Source organism: Flavobacterium sp. B167r (genome assembly GCF_056824315.1).
On sequence record NZ_CP124859.1, the window covers coordinates 4,977,502 to 4,994,222 of the forward strand.

Below are 16,721 nucleotides of genomic sequence, written 5' to 3' on the forward strand. Positions count from 1 at the left end.
GATTTTTATAAGGAATTGATTAAATATATTATATTTACGTCAAGATACCTTTCAAATATTACACGTCTATAAAACAATTTTACATAAAAATGAAATCTACACTTAACCAAATTGAGGACATTAAAAAAAATGGCTATTCCCTTGATTTTGCTACAGTTTTTAATCACGCTTTCGAAAACTATAAAAAAATAGCGCTGTACTCTGGACTTATCATCCTAGTATTTTCGATAATTGCTGCCGTTGCATTTGTGGGTATAATAATTGCCTATTTTGGAGCGGAGGCAATGACAAAAGATTTCATTCAAAATTTAGAAAATCAAGAATTTACTTCGATACAGCTTGTAATACAAACTGTTGCTGTTTCTGTAGTTGCAGGAATTACAGCTCCTTTTGGTGCTGGTTTCCTAAAAATGGCAGATTCTGCAGACAAAGATATCGAATTTAATGTTTCAACTATTTTCAGCTATTACAAGGCTCAATATTTTGGACAAATTTTTGTGGCAGCTTTCATTCCTGCTTTGTTAGGCACGGCTCTTGCCAATTTAATTGAAAGTACAGGAATCTTATTCGTTGGAAATATAATTTCGTTTACTACTTCTTTTTTTATGTATCTATCGATTCCGTTAATTGTTTTCGGAAATCTTAATGCTATAGATGCTATAAAATCTAGCATTATTATCGTCACAAAAAATCCGCTTAACATGTTTGCGTTTTTCATTATAGGTTTTCTGGGTTCAATGGTTGGTTTTATTGGCTGTTGTATTGGAATAATTTTTACTGTTGTTTTTAACAGCTCGATGATATATGCCACATATTTTGCCATTTTTGGAACACAATCAGAAGAAGAAGATTCAATTGATTCAATTGGAAAACAAAATGTAGATTAAAACCGAAAATTCTTATTCATCGAGAACTTAACCACTTCTTTTTAAGAATCTTCAAAAGGCTATTTACTAAACCAACATACCTCAAATTCTATGGCCATAAACTGTAGTTTTTTCAATTCGTTGATTTCAGGAATTTCCAATATTGGAGGTACCTTCGAATCAATTATGACTAGATGGTATGTATTTAATTCTGATATTATTTATTACAACAATCATAAACTTGTTGTCTTAGCATTATCTCTCTTCGCACTTCTTTCGCTTTTGGTTTACCAATTTTTTAGAATCAAAGCTAAGATTGGATATTTTATCGAAAAAAAGAAAGAACAAGATACTGTTGGCAGAGAGTATCAGCTTTACATTTTGTTTTTTGGCATTGCAGTAATTGTTATCGAAATTATAAATGAAATCTTCAAAATCAGGCCAAAAAGTCTATTGTTGACCAATGTTTTAATTGGTATTTTTGTTCTTATAATTTATACAGTAACCGACAAAATCAAATGGGTAAGAGATCAAATCCAGCAGATTTTCATTTCCTGTTTTTTCATTTATATCAGTTATGTAGCTTGCAATATCATCCTTCTAAAAAATGATGTTGTCCCAATCATTGTTTTCCTGATTTCATTTTTCTTTTCGTACAGCATCCTAAAACCCATAAGAATTTATTGGTCTTTTGTTGCCTTAACATTTACATTTCTAATTACCACATTAGTATTTCAGCTCATTCCGATAAAATCTTCTATTTTATTGCTTAATTTCTGCATTCTAATTTTCATTATAAATCAGGTAAAATATGCCGTTTTATTAAACAATCGTGACAATTTCAGATTTGCAAATGAAATTGTCCATAAAGGAAATTCGCTAACAATCGCTTCCAATCAAAAAGGCGAAATACTCTTTTGCAGCGAAACTATAACTCCAATCTTAGGTTATCAGACTGATGAAGTTATGGGCTTAAAATTCTGGGAATTAACCCAAGACTCAGAATCAGAAGAAAAATTAAACCCTATAAAAAGTCAGGAAAACAAGCTTTACATCAGAAAATTGAAAGCCGCAAATGGCGAATACAAATACATTCAATGGAAAGATAAAAAGTTCTCTGACAATCTAATTATCAGTATTGGGCAAGATGTTACAGAACAAGTTATCGTTCAGGATCAATACAAAAATCTAATTCAGACAGCAACCGATATTATTTTTGAAATTGATGCTGAAGGCCATTTTACTTTTATAAATGAATTTGGAATTTCAACTCTTGGATATAGTGAAAATGAAATAATTAAAAAACATTATTCCAATTTTATACATGAAAGCTATATCAATAGCGCCGTCGATTTTTACGAAAATCTAGTCCTTAACGAAAGTAATTATCCGATTATTGAAATCCCTATTTTGAAGAAAAATGGAGAAGAAATATGGATGTCGCAAAAAATTATTGTCCGTAAAAATGAATTAGGATTAACAATCGGATTCTCAGGAATTGCAAGAGATGTCACAGAGAAAAAAAATATTGAAAACGAGAAAAAAAGACGTCTCAAAAAAATTGAAGCCTACACCAATTCAACTAAAAAATTATCTACAACAGACTTTAGCAAGTATAATGACTTAAACACCGTTATTGATTTAATATTAAAAGAAGCTGCTTCAATAAGCAATACCAATCGTGTAAGCTTCTGGAAATATGACGATGATTTAATTACTTGCAAAAACCTTTTCAGCCTTGATAATCAAAGCTTAAGCGACAAAAATATTTTAAACAAAGAATCGTACCCTATTTATTTTGAAACATTAAACAATAAAGCAATTATTAATGCTCCAGACGTATTCACTAAATTGGAAACATCTGAATTTCAAAAGCTTTACTTTACAAAAAACAATATTAAGTCAATGCTGGATGTGCCTATTTTCCTAACAGGCCAATTAGCTGGTGTAGCTTGTTTTGAAAGCACGGAACAGAAACGCGATTGGGACAATGAGGACATCAATTATGCGAGAACTATTTCAGACGTAATTTCTCTTGCCATTTCTTCTCAAATGCGTTTAGAAGCAGAACGAAAATTAGAGCTTAAAAGTCAGCTTTTGTCTGCGCTTTCTTTATGCACCGAAAAATTCCTGTTGAGTAAAACCACTCACCAAATGTTTCATGAAACCTATAACATTATTGGAAAAGCGGCCAAAGTAGACCACATGTATTACTACGAAAAAGATGTAATTTACAATACCGTTAGTCAAAAATACAAATGGTCACGTGAAGGTGTCACGCATCAGATTACGCCTTTGCATCATATGACAGAAGAAAATCTTCAAGAAATTTATGAGGTTGCGTCACAAAGAAAAATCCTAAATACCTTAACTCGAAATCTTAATGATGGTTTTTTCAAAAAGCTTCTGATCGATAATGAAATTCAATCTATTTTAATTTTACCCCTTTACATTAACGATATTTTTACTGGTTTTATTGGTTTTGACGATTGTACAACAGAAAGAAAATGGTCTGAAGACGAAATTAATATCTTTCAGGTATTGGCCAATAACATCTCATCTGCATTAGAAAGAAACCGAAACGAAACTAAAATTATTGAAAGTGAAGAGAAATTCAAATTGATTGCAAACAACATTCCTGGAACGGTTTATTTGTCAAAATTTGATGCTTTTTCAACCAAAATATTCTTAAATGATGAAGTTTTAAATCTTACAGGATATTCAAAATCCGAGTTTATTGAAAATAATTTATCCTTTCTGTCGTTAATTCATCCTGAAGATAAAGAAGAAGTAATCAACAATCAGATTGATAATCTGCAAAACGGAATGCCTTTACATAATGTTTATCGCATTCAGCGCAAAAGTGGCGAGTTTATTTGGATAGAAGAGTTTGGAGATGTGATTAAGCGAGATGACGAAATTGAATTTGTCGGCGGAATTTATTTTGACATTACAAGCAAAAAAGAAATAGAAGACGCTATAAAAGCCAAACAGTTGGCTGAAGCGGCAAACAAATCAAAATCTGACTTTTTAGCTAATATGTCTCACGAAATCAGAACTCCATTAAACGGAATTATTGGTTTTACACACTTATTAATGAAAACAGATTTGGAAGAAATTCAAGAAAAATACATGACCACAATTAATCAATCGGCTCATTCTCTTCTTGAAATTATAAATGACATTCTCGATTTCTCGAAAATTGAGGCTGGAAAACTGGAGCTATTTATTGATTTATACGATATTAAAAAAATCTTAGGACAAGTTTTTGACCTAATCATTTACGAGTCTAACAAAAAAAATCTGGAACTTGAACTGAATATCGATCCTGATGTGCCTAAATATATTTGGACAGATATTGTTCGGATCAAACAGATTTTGATTAATCTGCTTTCGAACGCGGTTAAATTTACAACTGAAGGCTCTATTAAATTAAAAGTTTCTGTTTTAGAGAAAAAACACAACAACAACTGTCTAATTCGTTTTGCTGTAATCGATACTGGAATTGGTATTCTTGAAAAAAATCAGAAGAAAATTTTTAAAGCTTTTTTACAAGAAGATAGCTCTACAACCAGAAAATTTGGAGGAACAGGATTAGGCTTAACCATATCCAACCAACTGCTTGCGTTAATGGAAAGCCGTTTACAGCTAGAAAGCAAAATTGACGAAGGAAGTACTTTTTTCTTTGATTTAAATTTAAAGACGAGCAATCAAAGCATTCATGATAAGTATAATGCCGAACTCAAAAGTTTAAATATCAGCTTAGATTCTGACGAGATAGAGGCTAACGACAACAATATTACTTTTTTAATTGTAGAAGATAATAAGGTAAACATGCTTCTTCTTAAAACAATTATAAAAAATCTATACAATAATGCTTTTATTTTCGAATGTGAAAATGGATATGAAGCCATTCAGCGATTTGAAGAAATTAATCCGACCATTATTTTTATGGATATTCAGATGCCGATTATGAACGGTTACGAAACTGCAAAAGCAATTAGAAATACAAAAAGAGGGCGCGACGTTCCTATAATTGCAGTTACGGCTGGCGCTGAAAAAGAAGAGCGAAATAAATGCATTTCTGCCGGAATGGACGATTATATTTCTAAACCAATTATGAAAGGAAGTGTCGAACAGGCTTTAGTAAAATGGCTCGGATGATTTAGTTTTTCAGTCGCATTCGCAATTAACCACTTTAAATTGAAAACCGAGAGTGAAAAACTTAATACGCAGATTGTGAAATTTATCATAAAAAATCTATAAATTCGTACAACAAAAAATTAAAAAGATCAAAAAGCAATCAATATGAAATGGTTAGGTAGAAGACAAAGCGATAATGTAGAAGACAGAAGAGGTCTTTCTGGAGGAAAAGTCGCTGTTGGCGGAGGTGTTATTGGCATCATTATTTTGTTATTAAATGTCTTTGGAGGTGAAACTGGCCAAACCGTAGGAAACGTTTTGGAACAAATGCAAGGCGGACAGCAACAAACTGAAGCCGCTGCTCCTTTAAGCAAAGAAGATGAAGAAATGGGAGCTTTTGTTAAAACTATCCTAGCTTATAATGAAGACACATGGACTAAAATTTTCGCAGAAAACGGAATGACTTACGAAAAACCAAAATTAGTTCTTTTTAAAGGCTCTGTACAGACTGCATGCGGTGGCGCATCATCTGCCTCTGGCCCTTTTTATTGCCCAGGTGACCGCAAAGTATATATGGATTTAGCTTTCTTTGAAGAATTACAAACCAAATTTGGCGCAAAAGGAGGCGATTTTGCAATTGCATACGTTATTGCGCATGAAATTGGCCATCACATTCAAACTTTAATGGGAACGTCTTCAAAAATGCGTCAAATGCAAGAAGGAAAAAGCGAAGCGGAGGCAAATAAATTATCCGTAGCTTTAGAATTACAAGCTGATTTTTATGCTGGAGTTTGGGCACATGATAACCAGAAAGACCTCGACGTTGGGGATATAGACGAAGCCTTAAGTGCAGCAAATGCAGTTGGTGACGATGCAATTCAAAGTAAAATGCAAGGACACGTAGTTCCCGATTCTTTTACACACGGAACTTCCGAACAAAGAATGTACTGGTTTAAAAAAGGTTTTAAAACTGGAGATATTAACCAAGGAAATACATTTGAAGAAATTAGATAATACATTACATAAACCAAATATATTAACCACCAGAAAAGCACGACTAAACAGTTGTGCTTTTTTTATTTTGAACCCATATAAGTTATATAAATTCATTTCGGATACAGTTCAACATAAGCTTGTCATCCTATAAAACAAGAATCACAAAAGCGGCGCAAATTAATTCGTCATTCGTCAGAATGAGAAAAAAAACAAATAGTCAAAACTTAAATTACTTACATGAACTTATATGGTTTAAAAAAATATAAGCACAAAAAAAGCCTTGAATTTCTTCAAGGCTTTAAATCTGGGTGGCTGACCGGGTTCGAACCGGCGACCCGCGGCACCACAAACCGCTACTCTAACCAGCTGAGCTACAACCACCATTTTTCTGCTTAGCGAGTGCAAATATAGAACAAAGGTTGAGTTCTACAAAGAAAAAAATGAAAAATTTTTATAAAAATTAAATCAAATCCTCTAAACTATTGACTGCCAAACACCTTTCAATTGTAAATCCTTCAGCAAAATCTTTCCCAACTAGCCTTCCTAAGTCTTGCGCACGATAATTTAGGCTTTCAAAAAAGTTTTTACTCGTAATTGGCGTTGCAGGTTCTTTCGAATTCGGATCGTAAAATTGAGTTTTATATGCCATAATAGCTTCAACCTTCTTATCTTCGAATCCTGTTATGTCTACAACGAAATCCGGTTCTAAGTTTTTCCACTGAATATAATGATAAACTACTTTAGGTCTCCAAGCTTCTTGTTGCACTCCGTCAATCGAAGTTTCAATTTTCATTAATCCTGAAAGAAAACAAGAATCAGAAACTAATTTGCTTCCTTTTCCGTGATCGATATGGCGATCGTCAACTGCATTGCACAAGACAATCTCAGGTCTATATTTTCGAATCATTTTAATGACTTCTAATTGATGCTTTTCATCATTAACGAAAAATCCATCGCGCATTGCTAAATTTTCACGCACAAGAACTCCTAAAATCTTCGCCGCATCTTTTGCTTCTTGATCTCTCGTTTCTGCTGTACCACGCGTCCCTAATTCGCCGCGCGTCAAATCTACAATACCTACTTTTTTTCCAAGAGAAACTTCTTTTAAAATTGTTCCAGCACAACCTAATTCAACATCGTCTGGATGCGCCCCAAAGGCTAATATATCTAATTTCATGTTTTTTTGTTTTGTTCTTTTTGTTTCAAGTTTCAAGTTTCAAGTTGAGTTGCAGTCTCAGTTTTCTGTCCCAGTAACTGCAAACTGCGACTGCGACTGAAAACTCATAATTCATAACTTCTAACCCATAACTCTCAATACTCTTTTCATCGTCATCGATTTATTGACGCTTTCTTCCCATTCTTTTTCAGGAATACTTTCTTTTGTAATACCGCAGCCCATGTATAAAATGGCTTTATTTTCCTGAATCTGCATGCATCGTAAATTTACAAATAAATCAGAACTCGAATTATTACCTTCAAATGTGCTGTTTAATTCTCCTAGAAAACCTGTGTAGAAAGTTCTATCGTAATTTTCGTTTTCAATTATAAATGTCTTCGATTTCTTTTTTGGAAGTCCGCAAACGGCTGGCGTTGGATGCAACGTATCAATTACTTCTTCTAGAGTTGAATTTTCTTTTAAAACACCAGAAATATCTGTTTTAATATGCCAAATCGATCCTGCTTTTAAACTATAAGGCTCAGAAACTACAACCGAAGCCGTAAATTCTCGAAGTCTTTTTACAATAAAATCAGTCACAAATTGCTGCTCGTCTTTTTCTTTTTGTTGCCAGACAATTTCCGTTTCCTTATTATCTTTTTGCGTTCCCGCTAAAGCCATTGTTTCAAAAGCATTTTCGTTTGCTTTCAATAATTTCTCAGGTATTGCTCCCATCCAAAGTCCGATTTTAGGATGATAGAAACAATAACAGAAAGTTGCAGGATATAGCTGAACCAAGTGCTGAAAAGTTTCAATAAAATCAAATTCAGACAAAGGAACTTCTTCGCTTCGCGATAAAACTACTTTTTTGAATTCTTCATTTTTAATCGCTTGAATTCCTTGAGCAACTAAATATTCATATTGAAATTTAGCTTCAGGATCAAAATTTAAATCGTCAATTTCGATTGGTTCAAATGAAGTTGTTTCTTTATCGACAGTAATAATTTCCGATTCGTTTTCTGGAATCAGGATTAATTGTTTTTCATCAAAAGAAGCAAAAACAAATCCTTTTTCGCTGTAATCAGAAACTTTGTGTAACGTATTATTTTTTTGTAAAATCCCAACATAATTTTCTGTATTGGGTTTGGAATAAAGTACAAAAGGTAAATTTTGTTCTTTATGATTTTTAATTTTTAAGAAAAATGAATTCATATTTATTCGCTTTTCTTTCTATCCAAAACCATATTCGTCAATTTGCAAAGCGAAACTAAATTCCCTTCTTCATCGGTAATTTTAATTTCCCAAAGATGAAGACTTCTTCCTTTGTGAATAATTCTGGCTGTTCCGAAAACATAACCTTCACGAATACTTTTTAGATGATTTGCCGAAATTTCGATACCTCTTACCTCCTGCTCTTTCGGATTAATAAAAAAGAAGGAAGCTGCACTGCCAACACTTTCTGCCAAAGCAACAGAAGCGCCTCCATGCAATAATCCCATTGGCTGGTGAACACTTGGATTTACTGGCATTTTTGCAGTTAAAAAATCTTCTCCAGCGTCGATATATTCTATTTTTAGCGTTTCCATCAATGTGTTTTTAGTAAATTCATTGCAGCGCGCTAAAATCTGCTCTTTTGTATAATTCATTAAAATAAACTTTAAAATCGTAAAATTAAAGAAAGATAAGACATAAATCTAAAATCGCATTCTAAAATTTAAAATTCAACTCCAAACCTGTAGGTTTTTTGTTATTTTTACAAAAACAATCGCAAACCAATCTTTGGCTCAATATTTTTTGCCACAGATTTCACTGATTATATGGATTATTTTTTTTGCATACAGAAAAAATCATTTAAATCCTTTTAATCTGTGGCTATAAAAAATTAAATATTCAAATGCGTCAATACTTTGCACTCTCCATTATTGGTCTAATTTTAGTTTTTAGTTCTTGTCGAACTGATTTTGATACTGTTGCCAGTTCTGGAGATTTAAAGTTCTCAAAAGACACTGTTTATTTAGACACTGTTTTCAAAAATATTGGTTCAAGCACTTACCAATTGAAAGTTTATAATAAGAGTAAAAACGACATTTCGATTCCTGTTGTACAATTTAAAAAAGGCTTAAATTCTAAATACAGAATGACTGTTGATGGAATGGCTGGTAACAACGGCAAAATCTTTAATAATGTTACGCTTTTAGCCAAAGACAGTCTGTACATTTTCATAGAAACAACGGCAGATATTACAGACGCAAATCCTGCTGATTTTTTATATACTGACGAAATTCAGTTTGACAGCGGAGCCAATCTGCAAGAAGTTGCTTTGGTTACTTTAATTCAAGATGCTGTATTTTTATATCCGAACCAAAATGCAGACGGAACTAAAGAAAAAATAAAAATCGATGGCAAAGACGTTGATGGATTTTATTTAAGTGAAAATGATCCAGCAAATGGAAATGAGCTTCTTTTTACAAACGAAAAACCATACGTAATCTATGGATACGCGGGAGTTCCAGAAAACAAAACGATAACTTTTGAAGCTGGCGCGAGAGTTTATTTTCATGCTAATTCTGGATTATATGTTGGTAAAAGTGCTTCTCTAGAAATTAACGGAACGACTTCTACAACTGATAAATTGGAGAACGAAGTGATTTTTGAAGGAGATCGCTTAGAATCTCTTTATGCTGATATTCCTGGACAATGGAAATCGGTTATTTTTGAAAAAGGAAGTGCAAATCACTCTATTAATCATTTGACTTTAAAAAATGCCGTTGTGGGTCTAGACTTCAGAGGTACACTAAATCCAATTTCGATCAAAAATACTCAAGTCTATAATTGCGTCGAATACGGAATTCTAGCTCAAAATGCACAAATTTCTGGAGAAAACATTGTTATAAACCGTGCTGGAATAGCGAGTTTATCTTGTGTTTATGGCGGAAATTATAGTTTTGCACACTGTACGTTTAATAATAATTGGTCAGGAAGTTCTCCGTTTGCTGTAAATTTAAGCAACTCTTTGGCAGGAGCAACTCCAGAAACTAATCCGCTTACACAGGCTTCTTTCAATAATTGCATTATTTACGGTTCGGCTACAAATGAGTTTAATTTGGATATCAATACAAAAGCATCATTTGTTTATAAATTAAACAATTGCTTATTGAAATTTGGAAGTACTTCAAATCCAAATTATCAATTCAAAACTGATACAGAACATTACACTAATATAATTTTGAACGAAAATCCGAAGTTTTATAATGTTTCTGAGAATAAATTCAATATTGATAAAACTTCTTCCGCTTTCGCGAAAGGGAATCAGGCATATATAATTCCAACTGATATTTTAGGAATTACGAGAACTTCTCCACCAGATTTGGGCGCTTACCAAAGTCAAGATTTTCCTAAAAAGTGATTTGCCACAAAGGCGAACAGGCACGAAGGTTTTAATCTTGCAAAGTCGCGAAGATTTTTAAAAAATAAACTTTGAGCCTTAGCGCCTTTGTGGCAATAAAAGACATCGTAAGAAAATATATCTAAAATTAAACATCGCTTAACATTTTCAATTCATAAAAGTAGTAGATTTGTTACAATACAATTTTAACCTTCTAAAATTCAAATATTTAAAAAGTTTAAAATTCAACTCCAAACCAAATCTTAAAAACTATTGATTATGAAAAAAAACTACTTTTTACTGTTATTGATGTTTGCCACAATTGGTTTTGCTCAAATTCCTTCTGGATATTACAGCACTGCAACTGGAACAGGTTATACTTTAAAAACACAATTGTATAATATTATTAAAGGCCATACCAACAACGGTTATGCCGGACTTTACACAACTTATCTGACTTCTGACGTTGATAATTTTTATGAAAACGACGGAACTATTTTAGACATGTATTCTGAGAATCCTTCTGGAACAGATCCTTACAATTATACAACTGGAACAACTCAAAGATGCGGGAATTATTCTGTTGAAGGCGATTGCTACAATAGAGAACATATTATTCCGCAATCGGTTTTTAATGAACAATCGCCAATGGTTGCAGATGCTCATTTTATTACACCAACGGATGGAAAAGTAAACGGAATGCGTTCCAACTATCCGCACGGAAATGTTAGTTCAGCGACCTATACTTCACAAAATGGCAGCAAATTAGGTTCAAGTGCAGTTTCAGGATATTCAGGAACCGTTTTCGAGCCTATAAATGCCTTTAAAGGAGATATTGCCAGAATGTATTTCTATTTTGCAACACGATACGAAAACACAGTTGCAGGATATTCTTTTCCGATGTTTAATGGTTCTAGCAATCAAGTTTTTACAACCGCTTTCTTAAATATGCTTTTGGCTTGGCACGCGCAAGATCCTGTAAGCGCAAGAGAAATTGCAAGAAATAATGCCATTTATACACGCCAAAATAACCGAAATCCGTTTATCGATCATCCTGAATATGTAAACCAAATTTGGGGAGGAACATCTTCTGGAGATACACAAGCGCCAACTGCACCAACAAGTTTAGCTTCGACCGCAAAAACAGCTACTTCAATTTCGCTTAACTGGACAGCTTCTACCGATAATGTTGCTGTAACAGGATATGAGGTTTATGCAAATAGCACATTAAAAACAACTGTTTCGGGAACTACAGCAACAATTACAGGTTTAACAGCCTCTACAGTTTATTCCATTTATGTAAAAGCAAAAGATGCTGCTGGAAACCCTTCTGCGTCAAGCAATACAATAAGCGTTACAACAGAAAGTGGCGGAACAGGAACTGCATCCGACCTTCTTTTCTCTGAATACATTGAAGGTTCTGGAAACAACAAAGCTTTAGAAATTGCCAACAATACTGGAAGTTCTATAAATCTATCCGCTTACACCATTAAAAAACAAACAAACGGCGCAGGTTCTTGGAGCACAGGATTGGCTTTGAGCGGAACTTTAACAACAGGAAGCAAATTTGTAATTGTAAATAGTTCAATGTCGTCAAGCTGTTTTTCTACAAGTGCAGCCAACATTTCGACAACAGCAACCGAACTGACTTTTAACGGAAATGATGCTGTAGGTTTATTCAAAAATGGAGTATTAATCGACATCATCGGAACTTTCAATGGCGGAACAGCCAATTTTGCTATCGATGTTACTTTAAGAAGAAAATCGACTGTCACTTCTCCTAGTACTACTTTCAATTTGAGTGCGCAATGGGATTCGTATTCTCAAGATACTTGCAACAACTTAGCTAGTAAAATGGTTCAAGCTGCCGAAATTGAAGAAGAAATTATTATAGATCAAATTTCAATTTATCCAAATCCTTCTAAAGGAAATTTCGATATTCAACCAGGAATTGTCGATGGTCCTTATTCAATTGAAATTTTCTCGTTTTCTGGACAAAAAGTTTTCGAAAAGCAAAATACAACTTCAACAGAAGTTTCTGTGCATAATCTTTCAACAGGAATCTATATTATTAAAATTATAAAAGGAGAAAAAATAGCATTCAAAAAGGTCATTATTAATTAAAAATTAGATTTTCATCAATCGAAAAAGCGGCAAATTGCCGCTTTTTTTATAACCTTAGAAAGAATTTTCTTTAAAACCTTTTTTTCTCTTATTCTAAAGCTTCATAAATTTTGCAGATTCATTCCTTAAAAAACATCAAAATTGTGCCGTTTTCTTTTGGATTATTTTCTTTCTAAAACTTTAATATTACAGAACATATCAAAGAAGAGATTTTAATAAATCTTTAATTTTCACAAAACATCGAAACCTATTGATATTGCGTCTTTTTGGTAGAAAAAATGCAAGAAAAAAGCAATTTCATTTTTTTTGAAAAGAGATCGTTTGCAAATTTGCGCTTACTATTTATTTACATTAAATTTGCAGCTCAATACAACAAACTACACAAATGATCCATTTCTTTGAAAACCAAAGCAAAACTGTTTTTGCCGTACAAACGCAAAACGAAATTTCAGCTCAAGACATTTCAAAATTAAACTGGCTTTTTGCCGACGCGAGTAAAATCGAAAAATCAGCATTGACTGGTTTCTTCGTTGGTCCGCGCGCTACAATGATTACACCTTGGAGTACAAATGCTGTAGAAATCACTCAAAATATGGGTGTTCCGGGCATTATCAGAATTGAAGAATTTCATCCGGCAACGGAAGATTTTACTGATTTTGATCCGATGCTTTTCCAAAAATTCAACGAATTAGATCAAGAAATCTTCACTATCAACATTCAGCCAGAACCAATTTTGGAGATTGAGGATATTTCAACTTACAACAAAGTTGAAGGTTTAGCTTTAAGCGAAGAAGAAGTTGAATACTTAAATAATCTTTCGACTAAACTTGGAAGAAAACTTACTGACTCTGAGATTTTTGCTTTCTCACAAGCAAATTCAGAGCACTGCCGTCACAAAATTTTCAACGGAACTTTTGTTATTGACGGTGAAGAAAAAGAAACTTCTCTTTTCAAATTAATCAAAAAAACATCTCAGGAAAACCCTAACGATATAGTTTCTGCTTACAAAGACAACGTTGCTTTTGTAAAAGGACCAAAAGTGCAGCAATTTGCACCAAAATCGGCTGACAAACCTGATTTTTACGAAATAAAAGAATTTGATTCGGTTTTATCTTTAAAAGCCGAAACACATAATTTCCCAACTACAGTTGAGCCTTTCAATGGAGCTGCAACAGGATCAGGAGGAGAAATTCGTGACCGTTTAGCAGGAGGTCAAGGTTCATTGCCATTGGCAGGAACTGCGGTTTACATGACTTCTTACTCTCGTTTGAACGACGACAGAAAATGGGAAAACGCTCTTGAAGAAAGAAAATGGTTGTACCAAACTCCAATGGATATTTTGATCAAAGCTTCAAACGGAGCTTCAGATTTCGGAAATAAATTTGGACAACCGCTTATTACAGGTTCTGTTTTAACTTTCGAACATGGAGAAAACGACCGTAAAATTGGTTACGATAAAGTGATCATGCAAGCGGGTGGAATTGGTTACGGAAAATTAAATCAAGCGATAAAAAACAAACCGCAAGAAGGCGATAAAATCGTAATTCTTGGTGGAGAAAATTATAGAATTGGAATGGGTGGTGCTGCGGTTTCGTCTGCAGATACAGGAGCTTTCGGTTCAGGAATTGAGTTGAATGCAATTCAGCGTTCAAATCCGGAAATGCAAAAACGTGCTGCAAACGCGATTCGTGGTTTGGTAGAAAGCGACAATAATCCAATTGTTTCGATTCACGATCACGGTGCGGGTGGACACTTAAACTGTCTTTCTGAATTGGTTGAAGAAACTGGAGGTTTGATCGATTTAGACAAATTGCCTGTTGGAGACCCAACTCTTTCTGCAAAAGAAATTATAGGTAACGAATCTCAAGAAAGAATGGGATTGGTTATTGGTCAAAAAGATATTGATACGTTGCAAAGAATTGCTGACAGAGAGCGTTCGCCAATGTATCAGGTTGGAGATGTAACGGGAGATCACCGTTTTACTTTTCAATCAAAATCAAACGGTTCAAAACCGATGGATTATGCTTTAGAAGATTTCTTCGGAAGTTCTCCAAAAACGGTTATGACCGACAAAACTATCGACAGAAAATATGCTGATGTTTCGTATTCTGCAAATGATTTCGAAAGTTATTTAAAAGACGTTTTACGTTTAGAGGCAGTTGCTTCAAAAGACTGGCTGACCAACAAAGTTGACCGTTGTGTTGGAGGAAGAGTTGCTAAACAACAAAATGCAGGTCCGCTACAATTGCCATTGAACAATGTGGGTGTAATGGCTTTGGATTATTTAGGAAAAGAAGGAATCGCAACTTCTATCGGGCACGCTCCTATCGCTGCTTTGATTGATCCAGTTGCAGGATCTAGAAATGCAATTGCAGAATCATTATCAAACATTATCTGGGCTCCGATTAAAGACGGAATGAAAGGAATTTCATTGTCTGCAAACTGGATGTGGGCTTGTAAAAACGAAGGTGAAGATGCTCGTTTGTACGCTGCAGTTGAAGGTTGTTCAGAATTTGCAATCGAATTGGGAATCAATATTCCGACAGGAAAAGATTCACTTTCGATGAAACAAAAATATCCAAACGACGAAGTAATTGCGCCAGGAACGGTTATTATTTCAGCTGGAGGAAACTGTACAGATATTAGAAAAGTGGTTGAGCCTGTTTTACAAAAAGACGGAGAATCAATTTATTATATCAATTTGTCTCAGGATGATTTCAAATTAGGAGGTTCATCTTTTGCACAAATTAGAAATACAATCGGAAAAGAAACTTCTACAATTAAAGATTCGGCTTTCTTCAAAAATGCATTTAATACAGTTCAGGAATTAATCGGCGAAAGCCAAATTTTAGCGGGGCACGATATCGGAAGCGGTGGTTTGATCACTACTTTATTAGAAATGTGTTTTGCTGATGTAAATCTTGGAGCTAAAATTGATTTCAGCGCTTTCGCGGAAAAAGACTTGTTGAAAATCCTTTTCGCAGAAAACATCGGAATTGTTTTCCAAGCAAAATCTGATTCAGCTGTTGAAGCTAAATTAAAATCAAACAATGTTGAATTCTTCAAAATTGGTTCTGTACAAAACACAGCAGTTTTGGAATTTGGAATTTACAAATTGGATATTCCAACTTACAGAGATGTTTGGTTCGAAACTTCTTATTTATTAGATCAAAAACAATCTAAAAACGGAACTGCAAAAGCACGTTTTGAAAACTATAAAAATCAGGTTTTAAATTATACTTTCCCAACTCATTTCACAGGAAAAGCTCCTGTCATCGCGAGCGGAGTCGAGCGACCAAAAGCGGCAATTATTCGTGAAAAAGGAAGTAATTCTGAGCGTGAAATGGCAAACGCAATGTACTTGGCTGGATTTGACGTAAAAGACGTTCACATGACCGATTTAATTTCTGGACGTGAAACTTTAGAAGACATTCAGTTTATTGGTGCAGTTGGTGGATTCTCTAACTCTGACGTTTTAGGTTCTGCTAAAGGTTGGGCCGGAGCTTTCAAATACAACGAAAAAGCAAATACAGCATTGAAAAACTTCTTTAAAAGAGAAGATACTTTATCTGTTGGAATTTGCAACGGTTGCCAATTGTTTATGGAATTAGAAGTTATTAATCCGGAGCACGAAGTTCACGGAAAAATGCACCATAACGAAAGTAATAAACACGAAAGCATCTTTACTTCTGTGAAAGTTCAGGAAAACAATTCGGTTATGTTATCGACTTTGGCAGGAAGCACTTTAGGAGTTTGGGTTTCTCACGGAGAAGGTAAATTCAAATTGCCTTATGCTGAAGACCAATACAACATTGTTTCTAAATATGCTTACGAAGGATATCCAGCAAACCCGAACGGTTCTGATTTCAACACTGCAATGATGTGTGACAAAACCGGAAGACACTTGGTTATGATGCCACATATTGAGCGTTCGACTTTCCAATGGAACTGGGCGCATTATCCAAAAGACAGAAATGACGAGGTTTCTCCTTGGCATGAAGCTTTTGTTAATGCCAGAAAATGGATTGAGAAAAACTAATTTTTTAGTTTC

9 protein-coding genes and 1 tRNA gene are annotated in these 16,721 nt (G+C 34.0%); 6 read left to right on the forward strand and 4 right to left on the reverse strand.

Features of this window, described 5'->3' with window-relative positions; translation table 11 throughout:
* The first annotated feature begins 89 nt into the window (after positions 1-89).
* The 3 genes from QLQ96_RS21730 to ypfJ all read left to right on the forward strand — a co-directional run bounded on the left by QLQ96_RS21730 (position 90) and on the right by ypfJ (position 6,023).
* On the forward strand, positions 90-887 hold the full coding sequence (locus tag QLQ96_RS21730; RefSeq protein ID WP_482493213.1) for a hypothetical protein: 798 nt from the start codon (positions 90-92) through the stop codon (positions 885-887).
* Between the two features lie 90 nt (positions 888-977).
* Positions 978-5,030 carry a PAS domain S-box protein gene (locus QLQ96_RS21735; RefSeq protein WP_482493214.1) on the forward strand — a complete coding sequence of 1,351 codons (4,053 nt, stop codon included), beginning with the start codon at positions 978-980 and terminating at the stop codon, positions 5,028-5,030.
* Positions 5,031-5,174: 144 nt separating this feature from the next.
* Positions 5,175-6,023 carry a KPN_02809 family neutral zinc metallopeptidase gene (gene ypfJ, locus QLQ96_RS21740; RefSeq protein WP_482493215.1) on the forward strand — a complete coding sequence of 283 codons (849 nt, stop codon included), beginning with the start codon at positions 5,175-5,177 and terminating at the stop codon, positions 6,021-6,023.
* 289 nt (positions 6,024-6,312) lie between these two features.
* Here ypfJ and QLQ96_RS21745 read toward each other — a convergent pair.
* The 4 genes from QLQ96_RS21745 to QLQ96_RS21760 all read right to left on the reverse strand — a co-directional run bounded on the left by QLQ96_RS21745 (position 6,313) and on the right by QLQ96_RS21760 (position 8,807).
* Positions 6,313-6,386 (reverse strand) — tRNA-His (locus QLQ96_RS21745).
* Between the two features lie 79 nt (positions 6,387-6,465).
* Complete coding sequence (gene bshB1, locus QLQ96_RS21750; protein WP_482493216.1) at positions 6,466-7,182, reverse strand: bacillithiol biosynthesis deacetylase BshB1; 717 nt, start codon at positions 7,180-7,182, stop codon at positions 6,466-6,468.
* Between the two features lie 120 nt (positions 7,183-7,302).
* Positions 7,303-8,373 carry a chorismate-binding protein gene (locus QLQ96_RS21755; protein WP_482493217.1) on the reverse strand — a complete coding sequence of 357 codons (1,071 nt, stop codon included), beginning with the start codon at positions 8,371-8,373 and terminating at the stop codon, positions 7,303-7,305.
* A 2-nt stretch (positions 8,374-8,375) separates the two neighbouring features.
* Positions 8,376-8,807, reverse strand: coding sequence for a PaaI family thioesterase (locus tag QLQ96_RS21760; RefSeq protein WP_379698664.1), 432 nt, complete (start codon positions 8,805-8,807; stop codon positions 8,376-8,378).
* A 248-nt stretch (positions 8,808-9,055) separates the two neighbouring features.
* Between QLQ96_RS21760 and QLQ96_RS21765 the strand changes: the two genes are divergently transcribed.
* The 3 genes from QLQ96_RS21765 (at position 9,056) to purL (ending at position 16,709) form a co-directional block, all read left to right on the forward strand.
* On the forward strand, positions 9,056-10,567 hold the full coding sequence (locus tag QLQ96_RS21765) for a hypothetical protein (protein WP_482493218.1): 1,512 nt from the start codon (positions 9,056-9,058) through the stop codon (positions 10,565-10,567).
* Between the two features lie 258 nt (positions 10,568-10,825).
* The gene (locus tag QLQ96_RS21770; RefSeq protein ID WP_482493219.1) at positions 10,826-12,670 is read left to right on the forward strand and encodes an endonuclease; all 1,845 of its coding nucleotides are present in this window, start codon (positions 10,826-10,828) and stop codon (positions 12,668-12,670) included.
* Positions 12,671-13,055: 385 nt separating this feature from the next.
* Positions 13,056-16,709 carry a phosphoribosylformylglycinamidine synthase gene (gene purL, locus QLQ96_RS21775; RefSeq protein ID WP_482493220.1) on the forward strand — a complete coding sequence of 1,218 codons (3,654 nt, stop codon included), beginning with the start codon at positions 13,056-13,058 and terminating at the stop codon, positions 16,707-16,709.
* Positions 16,710-16,721 lie beyond the last annotated feature (12 nt).

Coding starts and splice junctions, on each gene's coding strand:
- QLQ96_RS21755 (WP_482493217.1), bottom strand. CDS start 8,373: ATGAATTCATTTTTCTTAAAAATTAAAAATCATAAAGAACAAAATTTA.
- QLQ96_RS21770 (WP_482493219.1), top strand. CDS start 10,826: ATGAAAAAAAACTACTTTTTACTGTTATTGATGTTTGCCACAATTGGT.
- QLQ96_RS21765 (WP_482493218.1), top strand. CDS start 9,056: ATGCGTCAATACTTTGCACTCTCCATTATTGGTCTAATTTTAGTTTTT.
- QLQ96_RS21735 (WP_482493214.1), top strand. CDS start 978: ATGGCCATAAACTGTAGTTTTTTCAATTCGTTGATTTCAGGAATTTCC.
- purL (WP_482493220.1), top strand. CDS start 13,056: ATGATCCATTTCTTTGAAAACCAAAGCAAAACTGTTTTTGCCGTACAA.
- QLQ96_RS21730 (WP_482493213.1), top strand. CDS start 90: ATGAAATCTACACTTAACCAAATTGAGGACATTAAAAAAAATGGCTAT.
- ypfJ (WP_482493215.1), top strand. CDS start 5,175: ATGAAATGGTTAGGTAGAAGACAAAGCGATAATGTAGAAGACAGAAGA.
- bshB1 (WP_482493216.1), bottom strand. CDS start 7,182: ATGAAATTAGATATATTAGCCTTTGGGGCGCATCCAGACGATGTTGAA.
- QLQ96_RS21760 (WP_379698664.1), bottom strand. CDS start 8,807: ATGAATTATACAAAAGAGCAGATTTTAGCGCGCTGCAATGAATTTACT.